General features: G+C 49.5%; 21 protein-coding genes. 1 reads left to right on the top strand and 20 read right to left on the bottom strand.

The window, feature by feature from the left end:
- Nucleotides 1-456: 456 nt before the first annotated feature.
- From XMA127_RS07840 to XMA127_RS07900, 13 genes are all read right to left on the bottom strand, one after another.
- The gene (locus XMA127_RS07840) at nt 457-1,059 is read right to left on the bottom strand and encodes a Yip1 family protein (protein ID WP_173499087.1); all 603 of its coding nucleotides are present in this window, start codon (nt 1,057-1,059) and stop codon (nt 457-459) included.
- An 85-nt stretch (nt 1,060-1,144) separates the two neighbouring features.
- Entirely contained in the window at nt 1,145-1,759 is a 615-nt protein-coding gene (locus XMA127_RS07845; protein WP_173499088.1) for a sulfite oxidase heme-binding subunit YedZ, read from the bottom strand.
- Nucleotides 1,750-2,742, bottom strand: a complete 993-nt coding sequence (msrP, locus tag XMA127_RS07850; RefSeq protein WP_173499089.1) for a protein-methionine-sulfoxide reductase catalytic subunit MsrP — start codon at nt 2,740-2,742, stop codon at nt 1,750-1,752. Before msrP ends, XMA127_RS07845 begins: the two co-directional genes overlap by 10 nt.
- A 98-nt stretch (nt 2,743-2,840) precedes the next feature.
- Nucleotides 2,841-3,605 carry a CDP-diacylglycerol--serine O-phosphatidyltransferase gene (pssA, locus tag XMA127_RS07855; RefSeq protein WP_173499090.1) on the bottom strand — a complete coding sequence of 255 codons (765 nt, stop codon included), beginning with the start codon at nt 3,603-3,605 and terminating at the stop codon, nt 2,841-2,843.
- A gap of 39 nt (nt 3,606-3,644) precedes the next feature.
- Entirely contained in the window at nt 3,645-4,508 is an 864-nt protein-coding gene (locus tag XMA127_RS07860; protein ID WP_173499091.1) for an A24 family peptidase, read from the bottom strand.
- A 98-nt stretch (nt 4,509-4,606) separates the two neighbouring features.
- Complete coding sequence (locus XMA127_RS07865) at nt 4,607-5,452, bottom strand: isopenicillin N synthase family oxygenase (RefSeq protein ID WP_173499092.1); 846 nt, start codon at nt 5,450-5,452, stop codon at nt 4,607-4,609.
- A 4-nt stretch (nt 5,453-5,456) separates the two neighbouring features.
- Nucleotides 5,457-6,416 carry a nucleoside hydrolase gene (locus XMA127_RS07870; protein WP_173499093.1) on the bottom strand — a complete coding sequence of 320 codons (960 nt, stop codon included), beginning with the start codon at nt 6,414-6,416 and terminating at the stop codon, nt 5,457-5,459.
- Between the two features lie 2 nt (nt 6,417-6,418).
- A complete protein-coding gene (locus tag XMA127_RS07875) occupies nt 6,419-7,393 on the bottom strand; it encodes an ABC transporter permease (RefSeq protein WP_173499094.1) in 975 nt (324 codons plus the stop codon).
- Nucleotides 7,393-8,508 (bottom strand): ABC transporter permease, encoded by a 1,116-nt coding sequence (locus tag XMA127_RS07880; protein WP_173499095.1) that lies wholly within the window; start codon nt 8,506-8,508, stop codon nt 7,393-7,395. The genes XMA127_RS07875 and XMA127_RS07880 overlap by 1 nt, the downstream gene beginning before the upstream one ends.
- Nucleotides 8,505-10,091, bottom strand: coding sequence for an ABC transporter ATP-binding protein (locus XMA127_RS07885; RefSeq protein ID WP_371731520.1), 1,587 nt, complete (start codon nt 10,089-10,091; stop codon nt 8,505-8,507). The genes XMA127_RS07880 and XMA127_RS07885 overlap by 4 nt, the downstream gene beginning before the upstream one ends.
- 20 nt (nt 10,092-10,111) lie before the next feature.
- A complete protein-coding gene (locus tag XMA127_RS07890) occupies nt 10,112-11,116 on the bottom strand; it encodes a BMP family protein (protein ID WP_173482279.1) in 1,005 nt (334 codons plus the stop codon).
- Nucleotides 11,117-11,270: 154 nt separating this feature from the next.
- Entirely contained in the window at nt 11,271-11,762 is a 492-nt protein-coding gene (gene ilvN, locus XMA127_RS07895) for an acetolactate synthase small subunit (protein WP_173482278.1), read from the bottom strand.
- Between the two features lie 3 nt (nt 11,763-11,765).
- Nucleotides 11,766-13,481 (bottom strand): acetolactate synthase 3 large subunit, encoded by a 1,716-nt coding sequence (locus tag XMA127_RS07900; RefSeq protein ID WP_173499096.1) that lies wholly within the window; start codon nt 13,479-13,481, stop codon nt 11,766-11,768.
- 418 nt (nt 13,482-13,899) lie between these two features.
- Between XMA127_RS07900 and XMA127_RS07905 the strand changes: the two genes are divergently transcribed.
- Entirely contained in the window at nt 13,900-14,169 is a 270-nt protein-coding gene (locus XMA127_RS07905) for a hypothetical protein (protein WP_173499097.1), read from the top strand.
- Nucleotides 14,170-14,194: 25 nt separating this feature from the next.
- Here the strand turns inward: XMA127_RS07905 and XMA127_RS07910 are convergent, their stop codons facing one another.
- From XMA127_RS07910 to rluD, 7 genes are all read right to left on the bottom strand, one after another.
- Entirely contained in the window at nt 14,195-15,034 is an 840-nt protein-coding gene (locus tag XMA127_RS07910) for a 23S rRNA (adenine(2030)-N(6))-methyltransferase RlmJ (protein ID WP_173499098.1), read from the bottom strand.
- Nucleotides 15,035-15,143: 109 nt separating this feature from the next.
- A complete protein-coding gene (clpB, locus tag XMA127_RS07915; RefSeq protein WP_173499099.1) occupies nt 15,144-17,720 on the bottom strand; it encodes an ATP-dependent chaperone ClpB in 2,577 nt (858 codons plus the stop codon).
- Nucleotides 17,721-17,854: 134 nt separating this feature from the next.
- Nucleotides 17,855-19,120 (bottom strand): translesion error-prone DNA polymerase V subunit UmuC, encoded by a 1,266-nt coding sequence (gene umuC / locus XMA127_RS07920; protein WP_371731521.1) that lies wholly within the window; start codon nt 19,118-19,120, stop codon nt 17,855-17,857.
- On the bottom strand, nt 19,120-19,551 hold the full coding sequence (gene umuD, locus XMA127_RS07925) for a translesion error-prone DNA polymerase V autoproteolytic subunit (protein WP_173499100.1): 432 nt from the start codon (nt 19,549-19,551) through the stop codon (nt 19,120-19,122). The genes umuC and umuD overlap by 1 nt, the downstream gene beginning before the upstream one ends.
- Nucleotides 19,552-19,639: 88 nt before the next feature.
- On the bottom strand, nt 19,640-20,704 hold the full coding sequence (locus XMA127_RS07930) for a nitronate monooxygenase family protein (protein WP_173499101.1): 1,065 nt from the start codon (nt 20,702-20,704) through the stop codon (nt 19,640-19,642).
- Nucleotides 20,697-21,437 (bottom strand): peptidoglycan editing factor PgeF, encoded by a 741-nt coding sequence (gene pgeF, locus XMA127_RS07935; RefSeq protein WP_173499102.1) that lies wholly within the window; start codon nt 21,435-21,437, stop codon nt 20,697-20,699. Before pgeF ends, XMA127_RS07930 begins: the two co-directional genes overlap by 8 nt.
- Nucleotides 21,434-22,402 carry a 23S rRNA pseudouridine(1911/1915/1917) synthase RluD gene (gene rluD, locus XMA127_RS07940; protein ID WP_173499103.1) on the bottom strand — a complete coding sequence of 323 codons (969 nt, stop codon included), beginning with the start codon at nt 22,400-22,402 and terminating at the stop codon, nt 21,434-21,436. Before rluD ends, pgeF begins: the two co-directional genes overlap by 4 nt.
- Nucleotides 22,403-22,502 lie beyond the last annotated feature (100 nt).

Below are 22,502 nucleotides of genomic sequence, written 5' to 3' on the forward strand. Positions count from 1 at the left end.
ATCTGAGCCATGATCAAACTCTTCAGTTAAAAAGTTCGACAGTCATAAATGACCATCTAAATCTTGCTCAAGAAAAACATTACGCTAAATGAATTCACATATAGGTTGCTTGTCTTGTTAAGCTTTTATGCTCAACCTCAACAAGCGCCCACACGCATTACCTGATTAATTGTTAAAGAGCGTGCCACCGATCTCTTGGTGGCTGCTTGAGCACTCGTCTCAAGCGAGGTGCGTATATTAATGATCACTCTAGTGCATGTCAACATGTTTTTAATATTTTTTGAAAATTTAAAAACTGTCTTATGCGTCAGAAACTTTCAAACATTTGCTTAAAAAACAAACAGTTAATTCGCACCTCTCGGCTACTGATCAACCTGTAATCAGGTATGACCCCGTAATCGAGAGCGCGAATTATACTTAGGTTAAACAGAGCGTCAACCCTTGTAGGAAATAAATTTAACTTAATATGGTCAGCGGAACGACTGTGCTCCACAGAATGACGCTTGCAGCCATGATTGTGACAAGCGCTACCAGTCCAACCGTCAATATTGATGTTGAGAACATAAAAGCTCTCTCCTCTTCAATATGCATTATCACGGGTACACCCGTGTAGAGCAAATAGACACTAAACACTACCGCTAGCATTCCGACACTGACGCAGAGCCATAGCATTGGGTAGAGACCAATGAGTCCGGCAAGCAACATCGGCGTTGCAGTGTATAACGCTAGGCGCGCACACTCATCAACACCCGCGTTGGCACCGTAGGTTTTCTCCATCCATCGGATGCTGTAGGTTAACCCGGTAATGACGCCTAATATAGCAATGTAAAATGCTACCGCGGCTCCAAAGGCGGATTCACTTGCCAAGAGGTGATATTCACCGTAGGAGACACTCCAACCCACCTGGGTAGTTCCTATGAATAGAGATATAGGTGGTATAAGTGCCAGTAATACCAGCTGAATAATGACGCTGTTTAGTGTTAGTGAAGAGTCTTTATCAATTGACTTCCACTCTTTTATTGGGTGATAGAACACACCCGAAAGATGCTGCAGAATCATTGTTACACTCCTTTCAAAGCTGAACTTTGAGTTTGTTTTTATTGATTCATCACATTCAATATAGATTACGTCTGAGATTTATGTGTTAGTTCACTCTCGCTTTTTTAGGCTTTCTTTTTCTAAACAATCGCTCTATCAAAAGTAAAGATATTAAAAGCGCATAGATCATCGCCTCTAAAATGCTAGCCCTTATGAGTAGTACTAGGTGTAACAGCGCTAGTAGAGAAGCTGGGTAGATCAATTTATGAAGCGTTGTCCATTTACGACCCAATTGTTTCTGCCACCCTTTTGTGGATGTAATTCCCAAAGGGATGAGCAACAAAAGCCCAGCCATACCCAACATAATATAGGGTCTGTCCGTTAACTCTCTAATCAGCAGATCAACACGCCAGCCAAGAATAAAAGTCGAGACTGCCAAAAGATGGAGCACTGCGTAAAAGAGTGCATACAGCCCCACCATTCTCCGGTTCTGCAGCAAAAACTTTATATCCAAACGCCTACTGAAGGTTGATGCACAGAGTGTCAGGATCAAAAACCGAATTGCCCACTGCCCTAATTCATCAACGAGCTCTTTCGCTGGATCAGCTCCCAACTGATTGCTATATGCCAAGTAGACCAGCCATATCAATGGCATGGCCATCGACGTAAAAAGTACTATCCAAATGAATCGTCTATTTAAATCTCTATTCGTTAATACCATTTAGAGAGATCCATCCCAGAATAGAGAGGTGCCACCTCTTCATAGCCGTTAAACATTTGAGTCTCTATGATTCTAGGATTAAACAGTGAGGACGGCAGCCTTCTCTCTGTCGCTTGCGACCATCTAGGGTGGTCTACATTCGGATTAACGTTGGCATAAAAGCCATACTCCTGGGAGGCCGTTAAGCGCCAAGTGTTTTGTGGCATGGTCTCTCTGAATCGAATCTGGACAATCGACTTAATACTCTTAAAACCATATTTCCAAGGCACAACCAATCTCAAAGGCGCACCGTTCTGTGGAGGCATCGCTTGCCCATAAACACCAACTGCCAGAATTGTCAGTGGATGCATCGCCTCATCTATTCTTAACCCTTCTCTGTATGGCCAATCGATGGTACTGAAGAGTGAACGCTGACCCGGCATCTGCTCCGGGTCTTCAAGCGTGACAAACTCAACGTATTTAGCGTTTGAAGTCGGATTCAATTGCTTTATCAGTGAAGCCAGAGAGAAACCAAGCCAAGGAATGACCATCGACCAAGCCTCTACGCATCGAAAGCGGTAGATCCTCTCCTCTATGTCCACTTTTGCAAGAAGATCCTCTAGGTTATAGATACCCGGGCGCTCTACCTCACCCAATATCTCGACCTGCCATGGGTCTGTCTTAAAATTCTGAGCTCTCTCATACGGATCCTCTTTATTGAGGCCGAACTCGTAGAAATTGTTGTAGGTAATGACCGAATCGTAAGGCGTCAACTCCTCATCTACGCTCCACGTTGTCTTTGCGCTTTCGAGCTTCGGCCTTAACCAGTCAGGACCGGGATAGAGAGGCAAATTGGAACGCTTAGGTTGTGTCAGCGCAAAGCTAGGCATCGATGCAGCACCTGCGACGACACCTAATCCTTTTAACAGAGATCTTCTGGATAAATAGACCGATTCCGATGTGATTTCGCTGCTTAGAATTTTGGAAGGCTTACCGATCAACATAATTAATCTCCTATCGCTATATCTCTAATATTAGTCGCTAAGCTGACAAATGCCTTACAAATAAAAAAACCACCCGAAGGTGGTTTTCTAATGATGTTTTAATCTGCTTGCCGTTTTCTACTTCTAAGCAGCCATTGAATAGGGCCAGAAACAGTGTAAGCAAGAAAAATAAGCCACAGGTAGAGATCAGGATCTGTTGCTAGAAAGGCGACAACCAATACGATCACAATCATTTTCACAAAGGTGATCTTACCTTTTAAGTTGATCTCTTTCCCGCTGTTGTAGAGCACATTACTCACCATAGAGAGACCAATGAGTGCCACATAGAGAGCGATCAACCAAGCAAATGGGGCTGGGTCTATCCCTTTTTCGGACATAAACCAGATCAATCCGGCAATAGTTGCCGCTGCTGCTGGGCTAGGGAGACCCATAAAGTAACGCTTATCCAAAGAGCCAATCTGAGTATTGAATCGAGCCAAACGGAGTGCAGCACAGGCGCAGTAGATAAAGGCAGCCACCCAGCCAAACTTACCCAAGCTGTGTAACACCCAAGTAAAACTGACCAGAGCGGGAGCCACCCCGAAAGAGACCATATCTGACAGCGAATCGTATTCAGCGCCAAACTTAGATTGTGTGTTTGTCATTCGAGCCACACGACCATCTAAACCATCAAAAATCATAGCAACAAAAATGGCGACTGCCGCTGCAGTGAAATGACCGTTCATGCCCGAAATGACAGCATAAAAACCTGAGAACAGTGCTCCCGTCGTAAATAGGTTTGGTAACAAATAGATACCACGAGGTCGCTTTACGCTCTCTTCACTGGTCGCGTCAGACGTCTCTGGGTCAATGTGGTCAGTCATGTTTAAGCCCTTAAAAAATATGCTGCAAGTCTAACGAATCTATAGAAGAAGCGACAGATACCATTGATTAATTTGATCACCCCAAATCAACATCAGCCATCCAGCTAAGGCTAAAAATGGGCCAAACGGCATGGGTTTAGTGAGATCCTGACGACCAAACAACGCGCTCATAAGTGCATAGATAACACCCGCAACGGATGAGATCAGAATAATGCCTGGAAGGATGGCATAGCCGCCCCAAGCCCCAAGAGCCGCCAGCAACTTAAAGTCGCCGTAGCCCATACCCTCTTTACCTGTCACCCACTTAAACAGCCAGAACACCAACCAAAGAACCACATAACCAAGCATCACTCCAATCACAGCAGAGTCCAACGGGACCCAGCCAAACACCAGATTAACCAGTAGACCCGCCCAAAGAAGGGGCAAAGTAATCTGATCGGGCAACAGTTGATGATCAGCATCGATAAAGATTAAAACAATCAGTGAATAACTGACGAACTGCATGATCACCATTTGAAGAGTAAAGCCAAAATAGAGCGCAACGGAGAGACCCACTAAAGCCGTCAACCCTTCGATCAATGGGTAACGCATTGATATCGAACGGGCACACCCCGAACAGCGCCCTTTCAAAATCAACAAATAGGAGAGGATTGGGATATTTTCATACCAACGTATTGTATGTCCGCACTGAGGGCAGCGTGAGCGTGGCTTAGACAAGGAGATGGGTTGATCATCGCTTATCTCCTGTTGATCCAAGAATTCAGCGGCTTCACGGCGCCAGCTACTCATCATCATGATCGGCAGGCGATGGATCACAACATTCAGAAAACTGCCAACTAATAGAGAAAATATAACCACTGCAGGGAGGTAGATCGACTCTAGGGTCGATAGATAAGCGCTCATTGCATCGCCTTATTATTAATAACCCTTTTATCCTATCATGCGCAGAATATTCCAGATATTTTTGCGCTAAAAAAACCCGACCAATGCCGGGCTTAGGATCAAATGACGCCCAACTCTTTGAGGCGCTCTTTTAAATAGCTATCAGCCGTGTATCGGTCTGACAGAACCACATCTGGCCTCGGATGAAGAAATAGCGGCAGTGAGATACGCGATTTTTTGGTTGCACCACCGACAGGATTGATCACTCGGTGTATAGTCGACGGGAAGTAACCTGCAGACGCCTCTTGCAGCATATCGCCTATGTTGACGATCAAATTTCCAAACTCAGCCGGTACATCAAGCCACTCACCTGTTTTGCTGAGAACCTGCAAACCTGGCTCACTGGCTGCGGGCAAAATGGTAAGCAAGTTTATGTCACCGTGTGCAGCCGCGCGGATGGCACCCGGTTCTTCATTACCATCAAAGGGAGGGTAGTGAAGCACACGGAGCAGCGTCTGCTCACTGCCGTTGATCATGTTGGGTAGTGGCTCACGGTAGCCTGCTCTTACCTCTTCAGGACTAAACGCTTCGACCCAACCCAGCAACTCAGAAGCTAATGAACTGGTTTGAGAATAGTAAGCCTGCAGTTCTTCCCGCAAATCCTCGGGACACTGCCCCCAGGGGTAGTAGTGAAAGTACTCTTTGATGTCTTTAACTGTATGATCTTTCGCCACTTCAGAAATTTTGCTGGAGAAAAAACCATCCTGAGTACCGACGTTATAGTCAAAGTCAGATTTGCGATCGCTATTAAAAAAGGCCTGCCAATGGTCATAAATGGCTCGAACCTGCGCTTCGGCAATAGGGTGATTTTTTAGGACGCCAAAGCCGGTCTCATGCAGTGATTTAACAAACGCCTCACTAGCACCTTCCGATTGATAATCGACCGCTTCCAAAAAATTCGACATACCACTAGCTCCAGTAACTGTTTGTCATTGCTGTTTCGAAAAAATCGACCACGCCAGCATCATCAACACCCATGCAGGCCATCTGATCAGGACGATCTTTCCAATAATCCAGCATATAGGGTATGCCATATCGACTCATGATGGTTTGACCCATAGCAACACCCTCGGTCGCAACACAGATTGGGCCTGAAACCGTTTCAAATAACTCAGGATGAACAACATAAGCGAGGGCCGAAACGTCATGCGAATAACAGCCATCAATATTCCGTACGCTAGAGTAAAAGTCGATATAGAATTTGGCCGCACTCTGCATAAATGAACCCACCTTGGCGTTCTCTGTAGCAATACGATCAAACAGTGATCGAGGCAACATAATCTGATGGGTTACATCGAGCCCTACCATGACCAACGGCCAAGCCGCAGCCATCACTTTATCGGCAGCGTGCGGATCAGAGAGAATGTTAGCCTCAGCTACCGGAGAGACATTCCCATCACTCGCAATCACGCCACCCATAATCACAACCTGCTTAATCTTGCTAGGTAATTCAGGGTCCAGCTGCAGCGCTTGAGCTAAGTTACCGAGAGGACCAATCGCTACAATAACGATCTCACCTGGGGTCTGGTTGGCTTGATCGACAATGAATTCAGCCGCCGATTGAGAGAGTGCAGTCCGCTTAGGGGACGCTAAATGGAGATTACCAAAGCCATCGACTCCATGAACAAAGTCAGGAAAATCCGCTAGAGGTTTGATCATCGGGGTTGCAACTCCCTGCGCAACCGGCGTTTCAGAGCCGGCCATTTCAACCAGCGTAAGGGCATTCTGAGTAGCCTGATCAACAGAGACATTACCAAAGGTGGTTGTAAGGCCCAATAGGTCAATATCTGGGTGTGCCATCGCGGTAAAAATCGCCATCGCATCATCGATACCAGGGTCTGTGTCTAAAATAATCTTGTGCTGTGCCATTGTTATGCTCGATCTTTACTGTAAGGGGTGCCAATCGCTTTAGGTGCGATCGCCCGACCAATGAAACCCGCCAATAGAATAACGGTGAGAATGTATGGAAGTGCCTGCATCAACTGCACATCGATTTCGCCAACAACTGGCAGTTGAACCCCCTGCATGCGGGTTGCAACTGCCTCTAAGAAGCCAAACAGAAGACATGCAAAGAGCGCGGGGAATGGACGCCATTTACCAAAAATAAGTGCGGCTAAGGCGATGTAACCCTTACCGGCCGACATATCTTTAATGAATCCTGCACCCAATGCGATAGAGAGGTAAGCACCCGCCAAACCACAGAGCAGACCAGCCATAATGACAGCACGATAACGCAACCAAGTGACTGAAATCCCTGCGGTATCAACCGCTTGTGGATTCTCACCGACTGCACGAAGCCGTAATCCAAAACGAGTTTTAAAAACAATCCAAGCGGTCAGCGGTACTGCCATCAAAGCGACATAGACCAATAGATTGTGTCCACTGAGTAGCTCTGTATAGATGGGCCCTAGTAGCGGAACATCCGACAGCCACTCACTCAACGGCCAGGTTAGAGGGCCAAAGCGCTCTTCTGAAGTTAGAGAAGGTGTCTGCCCACCGCGACGGAACCAGGCGATGCCCAACACAACGGTCAAACCGGCTGCTAATATATTGATAGCCAAACCACTGACCACCTGATCACCTCTGTGGGTGATACAGGCAAAACCGTGCAGTAGCGCCATCATGATTGAGACCAATATCGCCGCGAGCAAGCCTAACCATACCGAACCCGTTACAGCGGTCATTGCCGCCGCCGCAAAGGCACCCGCTAGCATCTTACCCTCTAAGCCGATATCTACAATGCCCGAGCGCTCTGAAAAGAGACCCGCCATGGCACATAAAATTAACGGTGCCGCCAGACGAAGTGTGGAATCTAACGCAGAGATCAACTGAACAGAAAACTCCATTATCGCTCCTCCTGACTTGAGCGGGAAACCACTGCAAAGAGTCGTTCCAGCGGTCCACGCATCATGTAGGCTAGAGCACCACAGAACAGAATGACCAAGCCTTGAATCACCACAACGAGGTCACGTGTGATGGTTGAAAACTCAAACGCCAACTCTGCCCCACCCTGGAATAGCGCACCAAACAACAGGCTAGCGATAATAATCCCCAGGGGATGATTGCGCCCCATCAAGGCGACAGCGATGCCAGTAAACCCAGCACCTGATACAAAGTCTAATCCGACACGCTCTTGAGCCCCCATCACCTCGTTGATTGCGACCAATCCGGCCAAAGAGCCTGAAATCATCATCGCAATGACGACCATTCGTTTTGGATTGATTCCGCTATAGACCGCAGCTGACTCATTGAAACCGATCATGCGAATGGCATAGCCCCAACGGGTTTTCCATATAAGCACCCAGACCAACAGACAAGCCAACAGGGCAACAAAAAGGGATAGGTTAAGCGGCGTCTGAGTAATCTTGATTCCGAGAAACGCAAAGAACTCATGCATCAGCGGCAGCGTCGATTCGGGAGCAATCGCTCGTGTCTCTGGTGACATGGAACCCGGCTGAATCAACACATTCACCAATAGATAGACCATCAATGCAGACGCTATGAAGTTGAACATAATGGTGGTAATCACCACGTGACTACCACGATAAGCTTGCAAATAGCCGGGTATAAACGCCCAAGCAGCGCCAAATAACGACCCAGCAATAATTGCCAGAGGTAGCAAAGCCCACCATGGCAAAAGATGATCTAAGGCGAGACAGATGAGCCCCACACCTAAACCACCTATATACGCTTGCCCCTCCCCACCGATATTGAATAGCCCCGCATGAAATGCGACCGCCACCGCCAAACCGGTAAAGATAAAATTGGTCGTGTAGTAGAGCGTATAGCCAACCCCTTCATCGTATCCAAAGGCGCCACGAATAAGCACTTGCACCGCCTCTAGTGGGCTTTCACCAATCAGAGCAACCACAACACCGGCTGACAAAAACGCCAACAAGACATTGATTAACGGAATTAGCCCAATGTCTGCCCAGGCAGGGAGCTTTGCACGACGACTCATGATTGAACCCCCTGCTGAGCCATTTGATCACCACTTCTTGAACTGGACATCATCAACCCTAACGAGCGCGCATCGGTTTCTGAGGCCAACACATTACCCACGATGCGCCCTTCTGACATCACCAACACTCGATCGCACAACGACAGGATCTCCTCTAACTCTACAGAGACGACTAACACTGCACTCCCCTGATCACGCAGCGCAACAATCTGCTGATGAATAAACTCGATCGCGCCGATATCGACGCCACGTGTTGGTTGCCCCACCAGTAGCACCTTAGGTGCGGCGTTCATCTCACGTGCAATACAGAGCTTCTGTTGATTACCACCAGAGAAACTGGCCGATTTGAGATTGGGATCCACTGGGCGAACATCAAAGGTGCTCATTAACTCCTGACAGTGCTCAGTGATGGCGGAGCGATTTTGCAGAATCGAGCCATTAAACTCTGGCTCATCTTGAAAGCCCATGATGGCCGTCTCTTCTGCGCTAAACGCACCCACCATGCCATCACGGTGCCGATCCTCTGCCACATGTCCGACGCCGAGGTGACGAATCTGTTTAGGTGTCATTTGATGCTGAGCATCAATGCAGATCCCTTCAATATTAATCCGCCCCTGCTGCACATCGAGCATGCCCGACAACAGACCTAGAAGCTCGGTCTGGCCATTACCAGACACCCCTGCAACACCAACAATTTCACCTGCACTCACCGTGAACGAGACATCGTCCAAACGAGGCACATTGGCGTCATCACGCCAGGTTAGCGAATCTACTTTAAGCAGCGCTGCGCCCGGATTAGCTTGTTGTTTATCAACCCGTAACAGAACCTTGCGACCGACCATAAGCTCAGCGAGCGCTTCACGACTGGTCTCCGCCGTGTTAACGGTCGCCACCATCGCCCCCGCTCGCATAACAGAGACCTGATCACTGATCGCAATCACCTCTTGCAGCTTATGGGTAATCAGTAGAACGCTGACGCCCTGTGATTTCAGTATCTTTAAAATCGCAAAGAGTTGATCCACCTCTTGAGGGGTTAAAACACCAGTAGGTTCGTCAAGAATCAGTATTTTAGCGTCGCGATAGAGCGCTTTGAGAATCTCCACACGCTGCTGCAAACCGACTGGTAGATGTGAAACCACCGCATCCAGATCGACATTCAGCCCATAACGATCTGAGATCTCTTGCAGTTTTTTACGTGCTTTAGCGAGTGAATGAGTTAAGGACCAGCCACCTTCAGCGCCCAACACGATATTCTCAAGTACCGTGAAATTATCCACCAACATGAAGTGTTGATGGACCATCCCAATCCCTAGCTCGATAGCGCGTTTAGAGTCAGTGATACTCACCACTTTGCCATCCACATAGATAGAACCGCTATCGGCCTCGTAAAACCCATAGAGGATACTCATCAGTGTCGACTTTCCGGCACCGTTTTCACCAACGATGGCGTGTATCTCACCTTTAACGACATTCAGATCAACGTCGACATTGGCTTTGACTGCACCGAAGTGTTTATTGATCTTCGCTAACTGAATTGAATAAGAAACAGGATCCCGATTGGGATCCTGTATAGGTTGTGTCACCACTCGGTTAGACCTCTATCTTAGTCGAGTGCTGGACAGCTGTTGTCGCTCATGTAGTCGTGAACTTTGATTTCACCGGCGATGATCGCTTTTTTCGCAGCTTCAACGGCCGATTTCATTTCAGCGGTGATCAGCGCTTCGTTGTGCTCATCAAGCGCCCAATCGACACCACCTTGCGCTAGGCCAAGCGCCTGGAAACCTGCCTGCCAAGTACCATCTTGCATCGCTTTAAGCGAGTTATATGCCGCCACATCAACACGCTTAACCATGGAGGTTAGCATCGTACCTGGCTGTAGGTAGTTCTGGTTAGAGTCGACACCAATTGCGTATTTGCCAGAGTCAGCCGCAGCTTGGTAGACACCAACGCCCGTACCACCCGCTGCTGCATATACAACATCAGAACCACGGTCGAACTGACTGACAGCCAGCTCGGCACCTTTCGCTGGGTCATTCCAAGCGCTAGGCGTCGTACCGGTCATGTTACGAATCACGTTGATATCTTTGTTAACGTACTGAGCACCTTGAGCATAACCACACTCAAACTTACGAATCAGTGGGATATCCATGCCGCCGACAAAGCTGACGGTCCCTGTTTCTGATTTCATTGCCGCAAGCATACCGACAAGGAACGATCCTTCGTGTTCATTGAAGACGACTGACTGAACGTTTGGCTTATCAACCACCATATCGATCAGAGTGATGCGTGCATCTGGGAACTCACCGGCCACTTTATCAACGGCTGCAGCTTGGGCAAAACCAACGCTGATGATTGGGTTAGCGCCGCGTTGCGCAAAACGACGGATCGCCTGTTCACGCTGTGAAGCATTAGTCACCTCGAATTCACGGTAGTTAACACCGCTCTCCTCTTTAAATCGCTCCATACCGTTGTAAACAGACTGGTTAAACGATTTATCGAACTTACCACCCATATCAAAAACAACAGCTGGATTCAGATCTGCCGCTTGAGCCGATGCTGAAGCTACCGCAACTGAAAGAGCGAGTGTTTTCAAAACTACACGTTTCATTATTGGTGTTCCTTACTTATTGATCGAAGTTAAATGGGCCGTCAGAAATCTGGACCGATCAGTCAACCTTATCCCTAAACAGAGAGGCAAACAAGTCTATTTTTAGACAAAAAAAATCCCAGCAAACGCTGGGATTTTCGAAGTATGAAATGCGTTAAACGCTCAGTACTTTCTCGCCGCGGGCAATGCCTGATACGCCCGAACGGACCACCTCAAGGATCGATGCGGTACCTAAGGCTGCAATGAAGGCATCCAGCTTAGCTGAATCACCAATCAACTGAACGGTGTAAGTATTCGGCGTAACATCGATGATGTGACCACGGAAGATGTCCGCGGTACGCTTAATCTCTGCACGCATCTGACCGTTAGCTTTCAGCTTAATCATCATAACTTCGCGTTCGATGTGGTCGCCTTCCGATAGATCAACAACCTTCACGACATCGATTAGCTTGTTCAACTGCTTAGTGATCTGCTCTACAACACGGTCATTACCGATGGTTGTTACTGTCAAACGCGACAGTGTTGGATCTTCAGTTGGAGCTACCGTGAGCGATTCAATGTTGTAGTTTCGCTGTGAGAATAGACCAACAACACGTGACAGTGCACCGGGTTCGTTCTCTAAGAGAACTGAAATGATATGACGCATCGTTTAAGTCCTCTCCGTTTTGTTCAACCACATATCACGCATAGAGCCACGTGGAACCTGCATTGGGTAGACGTGCTCAAACGGATCAACATAGATGTCCATGAAGACTAGACGATCTTTCATTGCGAACGCTTCACGCATTGCACCTTCTAGATCTTCGTAACGTTCCACCTTCATACCAACGTGACCGTAGGACTCAACTAGCTTGATGAAATCAGGAAGTGACTGCATGTAAGACTGAGAGTGACGTGACTCATAGTTCATATCTTGCCACTGGCGAACCATACCTAACGACTGGTTGTTTAGATTGATGATCTTCACTGGCAGATCGTACTGTTTACAGGTCGATAGCTCTTGGATATTCATCTGAATAGAGCCTTCACCGGTAACACAGGCAACGTCAGCTTCAGGGAAGTTCAACTTAACCCCCATGGCAGCCGGCAGACCAAAGCCCATAGTCCCTAGGCCACCCGAGTTAATCCAACGGTTTGGCTTATTGAACTTGTAGTACTGGGCAGCAAACATCTGATGTTGACCAACATCAGAACAGACGAACGCATCACCATTAGTCACTTTAGAGAGCATCTCGACAACCTGCTGAGGCTTCATCTTGTCGCCTAGTTCGTAACGGCCACCGTGGCGTTGACGCCACTCATCGATCTGTTTCCACCAGCTTGCGATCGCTTCAGCATCTGGCTGAGTCTTCGCTTCAGCCACCAACTCAAGCATCTCTTTAAGAACCGCCTTAGCAGGACCCACAATCGGCACATCCACATCAATCGTTTTAGAGATCGACGCAGGATCAATATCGATGTGTGCAATTCGCGCTGTAGGACAGAACTTATCCGTGCCGTTGGTAACACGATCATCGAAACGCGCACCCACCGCAAGAATAAAGTCTGAGTGGTGCATTGCCATGTTGGCTTCGTAACTGCCGTGCATACCCAGCATACCCAATGACTGACGATCAGTACCTGGGTAGCCGCCAAGACCCATTAGGGTATTAGTCACTGGGTAGTTAAGCTCTTGAGCCAGTTTAACCAGCTCTTCGCTTGCGTCACCCATGATGACACCACCACCGGTGTAGATCACAGGACGCTTAGCCGCTAGCAACATATCAACGGCTTTCTTAATCTGACCGCTGTGGCCACGGCTGATAGGGCCGTAAGAGCGCATTTTCACGTTTGCTGGGTAGTCGTATGGGTAACGCTCAGTTGGCGTCGTCATATCTTTAGGGATATCTACAACCACTGGACCCGGACGACCGCTCTGCGCAATGTGGAATGCCTTCTTGATGATCGAAGGAATATCCTCTGGACGCTGAACACTGAAGCTGTGTTTAACAATCGGACGCGAGATACCTAGCATATCCGTCTCTTGGAACGCGTCCTCACCGATCAGGTAGCTCATAACCTGACCTGTAATCACGACCATTGGAATCGAGTCCATGTAAGCCGTAGCGATGCCAGTGACCGCATTCGTAGCACCTGGGCCCGATGTTACTAGCGCAACACCTGCTTTATTAGTTGCACGAGCGTAGGCATCCGCCATGTGAGTTGCCGCCTGTTCGTGACGAACAAGAATGTGCTCAACCTCATCCTGTTGGAAGATCGCATCGTAAACGTGAAGCAATGCGCCACCAGGATAGCCGTAGATGTACTTAACGCCTTCATCACGAAGCGCGCGTACGACCATTTCCGCACCTGAAAGTAGTTCCACCTTTTTACCCTCAATATTGTGTTGTCTATTCAACACTCTGTCTTTGTCTGATTCATGAATGAGTGGGTGCAGCGCCAGCGGGATTGTCCGCCAAAACGTCATCAATACGGGTGTGCGCTAACACAAAAAGCACTCGATACTACTGAAACAAGGATCTCTCTATCAGCAGCGTTAGACCTGAGCTGGGTAATGCTTAGTAAGCCTTTTAATGCCTGCTATACGCGGGGTTATTTACATATAACAGTAAGCTTTAAATTTTCGCACTGCAGCGGACTAACTTCAACCGTCGTGGCGGCTAAATTGTCTAAAAAAAGAACAACTTTTCAACGATTTCGACAATTTCACAAAAATTCGCCCTCCCGCTAGCGCGACTTCACTGTGCGAGTTATAGTTCAAGAAGGTCATAGGGAGAAAAACAATGGTTTCGATTTCCGATGTAAAACAGAAAGATCGCGTTATTGAAGAGCTGGTTCGCTTTACTCGAAAGGTACTGATGGAGCCGGAGATTTGCTCTACAGCCAAAGAGATTGCGCGCAAGCACATGAGCCAAGAGAATGCGGTTCAGTTAATCGCTGATGAGCTCAATGACACCACCAGCGTTCACATTGGTTTAGAGCGCAGTGAGGCCGATGAGCTATTCATTGAGTTGCTGATTGAGGTGGTAAAAGATGAGCAGGCTCTTTACTAGTCCACCTCTTCTTTAAATTGACGCCTTAAGGCGCCTGTTTCAGCCAACGAAGCGTCGACTTTGGCGCTTCTGCGCTGAGCTGAGCCAACACACCCGGTAACAGATCTTCCAACTGCTGATCGAATTGCCAAGGGGGATTGATCAGTAACATTCCAGATCCGTACATACCTCGTTCTTTGGGCTCTGCCACGATAAACTGAGAATCCAACACTCCAACTTCCGGTAGCTGTCTAGCCATCGCTTTCAGCATATTCTCATGACGATTGGCAGCCAGCAGTGGATACCAGACAGCAATTTGGCCATTGGACCAGCGCTGCATTGCCTCCCCGACAAATCTCGCCACCTGTTGATACTCCTCTTTCACCTCATAAGCGGGATCGATCAATAGAAGTCCTCGATTAGGTTTAGGGGGGAGTAGTGATAAGACTCCTTCATAGCCATCTCGGTGGTGCACCCCAACATTGGCAAACGGGCGCATATTGCGCTTTAACTCTTTAACCTCTTGTGGGTGCAGTTCCATTAGGTGAATCTGATCCAGCTCACGCGCATTTAGGGCCGTCAGTGTCGGTGATCCAGGGTAGTAAAGAAGCTGATCGGATTGAGACACTTCAGCAATGGCTGACAGGTATTGCTGCACAGCTTCCGGCTGTTTTTGTCCCCAAAGTTTGGCGACACCATCACGAAACTCACCGGTCTTCTGCGCCTGCTCTGACGATAGGTCATACAGCCCACGACCTGAGTGCGTCTCTAGATAACTCCAAGGTTTCGTCTTTTTGTTGAGCGCGTTCAGTAGAAGCTGAAGGATGAGATGTTTGTGAACATCAGCAAAGTTTCCGGCGTGAAAGCCGTGTTGATAGCTAAGCAAGGGAGTGCCTCAAAGTTTAGTAGACGCGCAATAATAGCGGTTTAAACAGCGCTTTCACAATAATGGGGTCTGACTGAAGGCCAGACCCCTAATTAGCACTGTAGTCACACTAGCGGAAGGTAAATTCACCGTCCGCCACATCGACCGCAATTTCAGCTCCAGGCATGAAGTCACCAGCCAATAGACGCTGCGCCAATGGGTTTTCGATCCACTGCTGAATCGCACGTTTGAGCGGCCTTGCACCATAAATCGGCTCAAATCCGACCTCAACCAGCTTATCCATTGCCGTTGATGTCAACGTGAGTCCCAGCTCATGCTCAGCAAGGCGTTTACGCAGACGCTCCAACTGAATGGTTGCAATGCCTGCTACCTGCTCTTTGCGCAAGCTGTGGAACACGACGACTTCGTCGATTCGGTTGATCACTTCCGGTCTAAAGTGGGTACCCACCACCTCCATGACCGCGCCTTTCATCTGCTCATAATCCTGATCATCGCTGTAACCCGCGATCAGATCTGAGCCTAAGTTAGAGGTCATCACTACAATGGTATTGCGGAAATCAACGGTACGCCCCTGGCCATCAGTCAAACGACCATCCTCTAACACCTGCAATAGGATGTTAAAGACATCGGGATGCGCCTTTTCGACCTCGTCCAACAGTAGAACTGAATAGGGCTTGCGACGAACCGCTTCGGTTAGATAACCGCCCTCTTCATAACCTACATAGCCTGGGGGTGCACCAATCAATCGAGCAACCGAGTGTTTCTCCATGAACTCTGACATATCGATGCGCACCATCGCCTCTTCAGTATCAAACAGATAGCTGGCTAGCGCTTTACAGAGCTCAGTTTTACCAACCCCAGTAGGGCCCAAAAATAGGAAGCTGCCGTTCGGACGGTTGGGATCAGCCAGGCCCGCTCTTGAGCGGCGTACCGCATTAGAGACGGCTTCAACGGCCTCACCCTGACCGACGACTCGTTTGTGCAGCTCTTGCTCCATGCGCAGCAGTTTGTCACGCTCGCCCTCGAGCATTTTATTGACTGGAATACCGGTCCAGCGTGAGACCACTTCAGCCACCTCCTCTTCGGTGACTTTATTGCGCAACAGTTCCGTTTGAGCCTCGGCTTCATCTTCGCTATCGGCCGCTTGCAACTGCGCCTCTAGCTCTGGGATCTTGCCGTACTGGATCTCTGACATTTTCGCCAGATCGCCTGCACGACGCGCTTGCTCCATCTCAATACGCGCCTGGTCTAACTGCTCTTTAATCTGCTGAGAACCCTGCAGTACCGCTTTATCCGCCTTCCAGATCTCTTCTAGATCCGAGTACTCTTTCTCTAGATCACGAATGGTCTCTTCGAGCTCTTCTAAGCGTTTTTTAGCCGCTGAATCCTTCTCTTTTTTCAGCGCTTCGCGTTCCATCTTCAACTGAATCAAGCGACGCTCCAGACGGTCCATCTCTTCCGGTTTGGAGTCCATCTCCATGCGGATACGGGATGCGGCCTCATCGATCAGATCGATCGCTTTATCAGGCAACTGACGATCGGTGATGTAGCGCTGACTCAGTTTTGCAGACGCGATGATTGCGGAGTCGGTAATGTCGACGCCGTGGTGTACTTCGTAGCGCTCTTTAAGACCACGTAGAATCGCAATCGTATCCTCTTCACTCGGTTCATCAACAATCACCTTCTGGAAGCGACGCTCAAGCGCTGCGTCTTTCTCTACATACTGACGATACTCATCGAGAGTGGTTGCCCCAACACAGTGCAGCTCACCGCGTGCTAATGCGGGCTTCAGCATGTTGCCGGCATCCATCGCACCGTCGCCCTTACCGGCACCGACCATAGTGTGAAGCTCATCGATAAACAGAATGATTTGTCCCTCCTGCTTAGAGAGCTCATTAAGGACCGCTTTTAATCGCTCCTCAAATTCACCGCGGAATTTTGCACCGGCTATCAAAGATCCCATATCGAGCGACAACACTCGCTTATGTTTCAGCCCCTCTGGCACTTCGCCGTTGATGATGCGTTGCGCCAGACCTTCAACGATGGCGGTTTTACCCACGCCCGGCTCACCAATCAGTACAGGGTTGTTTTTCGTGCGACGCTGGAGCACTTGAATGGTGCGACGAATCTCATCATCGCGCCCAATCACCGGATCAAGCTTGCCGCTCTCAGCACGTTCCGTTAAATCAACACAGTATTTATCCAGAGCTTGACGGCTCTCTTCTACATTAGGATCCATCACCACCTCGCCTCCCCTTACCGCATTAATCGCTTCAACCAATTTCTCTTGTGTAAGACCCGCAGCCTGTAGGACTTTCCCTGCATCGCCTTTATCACTCAGCATAGCCAGTATGACGAGTTCACTCGCCACGAACTGATCGCCGCGCTGCTGTGCGAGTTTGTCGGTTAGATTGAATAGACGAGCCATATCTTGAGATAGGCGAATATCACCATCGGGCGAACTGACCACAGGCAGTCGCTCAAGCGCCTCACCCACTTTACGGGTTAACTGCGGCAGCTCCGCACCAGCCTGCTTGAGCAGGGGACGAATAGATCCACCACGTTGATCGATCAACGCGGCGAGCAGGTGGATAGGTTCAATCTGATTATGATCCTTACCGACGGCCAATGACTGAGCATCTGACAGTGCTTCCTGCAATTTTGAAGTAAATTTATCTGGGCGCATCTTAGCCTCCACTGATAGCGGCCTCCCGAAGCAAGGCCAATGAATGTTTCTATCTTTTATGTGAGGGTAAGTCTGACAATTTCAAGGTCTTTAATAAAACTTTTACGACATTATTTTAACTATTTAACACCCCTCTATTTGACACGCGGTAGCTCTAACCAACTGGTGGTGTAGCGCGGTGAGAGCATTTCACGCTTCATATCCCAAGGATTTCGGTCAATACGACGAGCAAACTGGACACGACCTGTTTTGTAGTTAATCTGATCCAGAGTGGTCATCAGCGCTTCACTGCGACTGTCCCCTTCCGCACAAAAGAGCGTCTGCTGCTGAAGCTTGGGATCGTAAAAGTCGCTCAACATCACGCCCGCTTTGGCAAACTGATAACCACTTAACCAGATACGCTCTATCAGACGCATCGACGCGGCCAATAACTGTCGCGTATCATCCGTTGGCTCCACCAGTCGTTCACTGGTGGAGTTAGCATATTGCGGCTGACTCTTTGCAAACGGACTGGTGCGCAAAAAGACCTGCAGATGCTGAGCCACCTGCCCCTCTTTACGCAGCTTCTCTGCAGCACGAGTAATGAAACCGGCAATCGCTTTACGCATCTCCGCTAGCTCGGTGATGCGTTCACCAAAGGAGCGCGACACGACAATCTGCTTCTTGACCGGCGGGGAATCGTCAAAGGGGATACAAGAGACCCCGTTGAGCTCAGATACTGTCCGTTCCAACACGACAGAGAAGTGTTTTCGTATCCATTTAGGGTCAGCATCGGCAAGATCCAATGCACTTTTAACGCCCATCGACTTCAGACGTTTACTGATACGACGCCCAACACCCCAGACATCACCCACCTCGGTCATCGCCATCAGCTTACGCTGTCGTTCGACCTCGGTTAAATCAACCACACCGCCCGTAGAGAGGTACTTTTTGGCCCCCTGATTAGCCAACTTCGCCAAGGTTTTGGTGGTCGATATACCAACACATACCGGTATACCAACCTCCCTCTCCACTTTGCTTTTAGTGAAACGACCAAACTCCAACAGAGAGTAGTTTTTCTGCAACCCCGACAGATCCATAAAAGCTTCGTCAATTGAGTAGACGAACACTCGCGGGGCGATCGCTTCCAGCGTATTCATGACACGTGCAGAGATATCACCGTAGAGTGTGTAGTTCGACGAAAAGGTGCAGATACCGTGTTGTTCTATGAGCTCTTCAATCTGAAACCGGGGCACTCCCATTTTGACGCCTAGGGCTTTCACCTCGGCACTGCGCGCGACGGCACAACCATCGTTATTAGAGAGCACCACCATCGGCACGCCCTGCAGATCTGGACGAAACAGTCGCTCGCAAGAGACGTAGAAGTTATTGCAATCGACCAGCGCGATCACTTGCGACACTACTTCAACACCCTGACAACACTGACCACCACACCAAACACCTGCAGCTCACTCCCCTCTTTCAACTCGATGGGCGAGTAGCGTCGGTTCTGTGGAACCAGACGCACGCGTGGACGTAGCTGCAGCGTCTTCACCGTCATCTCACCGCTGACACTGGCAATCACCACGTCACCGTGCTGAGCGGTCAGCGATCGATCAACCACCAAGACATCCCCCTTGTAGATACCCACACCGTCCATAGAGTCACCATCGACACGGACGAAATAGGTGGCATTGGGGTGCTTAATGCAGAGCTCATTAAGACTCAACGTCTTATCAATGTAGTCCTGAGCCGGTGATGGAAACCCAGCGGGCACACTCTCTGTATAGAAAGGAATGTTTAAATGGTCAGCGGTAAGATCGACCGCATCAGCTATCTGCGTAATCGCCATCGTTAATACCTAATCAATCGACAAATATACTGTATGGATAGACAGTATATATCGACTGCTAAAAATTAGGCAATCTGATTATCGGATTTTATGAGTTGAGTGAGGCTTGCAGCTCTGACACGAGTGTCTCGACCAGCTGCGCAGCAGGCATAGATCTCGCCAACGCAGCACCCGTGCCAGCCCAGTGTGCGGCATACCCCTCATCGCCCTGTGCAGCAGCGGCTGTAGCCAACTGTTTCATCGCATCATAGGTAAGAGGGTAATCGGGAATATCCGCTCTGTTGTCAGGATCAATCTCTGTATGGGCTCGGTTGATAATGCCGCGAGCCGGTCGACCGGAGATGGCTGATGTGATCTCGGTGTTAACCGCAGCGCCACGACTTAGATTGGCTCGATATCCAGCATTGGCCGAAGATTCAGGGCAGAGCACAAAGGCTGTTCCCATCTGTACAGCCGCAGCGCCAGCATGCAACGCGGCTGCAATATCAGCCCCTGTCATAATGCCGCCCGCGGCGATAATCGGCCGTTCAACAAAAGAGGCCAACTGAGTGACAAGATCCGTTGTCGTTAGACCTGAATCTTGGTGAGGATCGAAGAGACCGCGATGCCCACCTGCTTCGACACCCTGAGCCACCAAAGCATCAACACCCGCAGCAATCGCTAACTGCGCTTCGCTCAACGAGGTGACACAGGCTAGCGTCAGGATACCCCTGTGTTGTAACTGCTTAATCCAAGCGGCCTCGGGCAGACCAAAGTGAAAGCTGACAACCGCAGGCTGCGCCTCTAACAGCACCACCAACATGTTGGGATCATCTAAAAAGCTTAGGTAGATCTCATTCAATTGAGCGGGTGGATTCGCTTCGAAACGCTCAAAATGCGGCGTTAGACGCTCAATCCAGGCTTGCTCGACCTGAGCACTACGCAGAGGCTGCTGATGACAGAACAGATTGACGTTGAACGGTTGATCCGTCAAAGCCCGCGTGCGCTGGATCAACTGACGCGCGGTATCGGCATTAACGGCTCCGACCGCAATAGAGCCCAACGCCCCCGCATTAGAGACCGCCGCGGCCAGTTCAGGTGTCGACACACCCGCCATCGGCGCCTGAATAATAGGGTGGGTAATGCCGAGTCTAGCCAGAGCGGAGCTACTCATTAGCTTCCATCCAAATTAGGCTGGCCATACGCCCAGTTTGAGCTTGGCGACGGTAAGAGAAAAAACGCTCTGAATCGGTGTACGTACATAAACCGCCGCCAAAGATCTGGCGAACACCGGCTCGGATTAGACGCAATCGAGCTAACTGGTAGATATCAGCCATCCAGCGCTCTCTATGCGAGGGACTCGGCTTAAACGCGTCACACGACCGGGTCAGATCGTCGACGAAACGGTCATACACCTCCTGACCCACTTCAAACGCATCAGGACCAATCGCCGGCCCCATCCACACCATGACCTCAGACGGATCATCAAACTGCGTAAGCGTCTGTTCTAGCACACCTTCCGCTAGGCCACGCCAGCCGGCATGCGCAGCCGCCACTTTGCTACCTGATCGATCGGTAAACAGAACGGGCAAGCAGTCTGCCGTCATGATGACGCATGCAACCCCAGGCTCCGTTGTGTAACAGGCGTCCGCTTCACGAATCTGTTGATCTGGGAACGCCTCAACCACTTCAACACCGTGAACCTGCTTCAGCCACTGTGCAGGTTTTACCAAAGAGAGTGAATTGAGAAGAGACTGACGATTATCCAAAACAGCTTGGGGGTCATCCCCAACGTGATCACCTAAATTAAACTGATCAAATGGCGCTGAGCTGACACCACCCTGGCGCGTCGTACAGAGCGCTTTAATGTTCGGCGGTGCCGGCCAGTCAGCCCAGATTAGGTTCATAGTTCGTAATCGTATCTCGTCGCATCTTTATCAAGGACGGTCAGCAAGCGCTGCATATCGTCGGGAAGATCGATTTCCCAGCTGCAGTGCTCACCGGTAAAGGGGTGCCAAAGCTCCAACTTTTTCGCATGCAGCGCTTGGCGACGAAACCCTTTCAAGGTCTGCACCATACGCTCGCTGCAGTTCTTCGGCAGACGGAAGCGACCGCCATATAAAGGGTCGCCGACCAGTGGGTATTTAATGTGCGCCATGTGAACGCGAATCTGGTGCGTACGGCCTGTCTCGAGCTTCAGGCGAATGTGAGTGTGTGAGCGAAACTTCTTCAACACGCGGTAGTGTGTGATCGCCTCTTTACCCAGACCCACCACGGCCATTTTAAGACGATTCTTACTGTGACGGCCCATCGGCTCATCAACGGTACCACCACCAATCATGACACCCTGAACAACCGCTTCGTACTCGCGACCCATCGAACGCTCTTGCAGCTGTTCAACCAGATCCGTCTGCGCTTGAATCGTCTTAGCCACAACCATCAGGCCAGTTGTTTCACGGTCAAGGCGATGCACAATGCCGGCCCGCGGCACCTGAGCCACTTCTGGGGCGTGATGCAACAGAGCATTCAACAGCGTTCCTTCGGCATGACCCGACGCAGGGTGTACCACCAAACCCGAGGGTTTATTCAGTACAAGAATGTGTTCATCTTCAAACACGATATCGAGCGGGATATCTTCACCCTTATGCTCTTCAATCACCGCAATTTGAGCGTCGACGACAATCTTTTCACCACCGGTCAGCTTGTCGCGCGTGCGCAGTACTTTGCCATCAACGGTCAACTCCCCCTCTTTTATCCACCCCTGCAGGCGTGAACGGGAGTAGTCGGGAAAGATCTGCGCAACGGCTTGATCGAGACGTTTACCGTAGAGTTCATCGGGTACAACGGCTTCAAGGTGAATATGTTCTGACATTATTGCTCTATCTGGCTCTAAGAGTGTTTTGGTGAGCTAAGCTCTGTGTTTAAATAAGGAATATTGAATAGTATATCTCAATAGAGATCGCAGCGCTGAA

The organism is Marinobacterium sp. xm-a-127 (assembly GCF_013283425.1).
Classification (GTDB): Bacteria; Pseudomonadota; Gammaproteobacteria; order Pseudomonadales; family Balneatricaceae; genus Marinobacterium_E.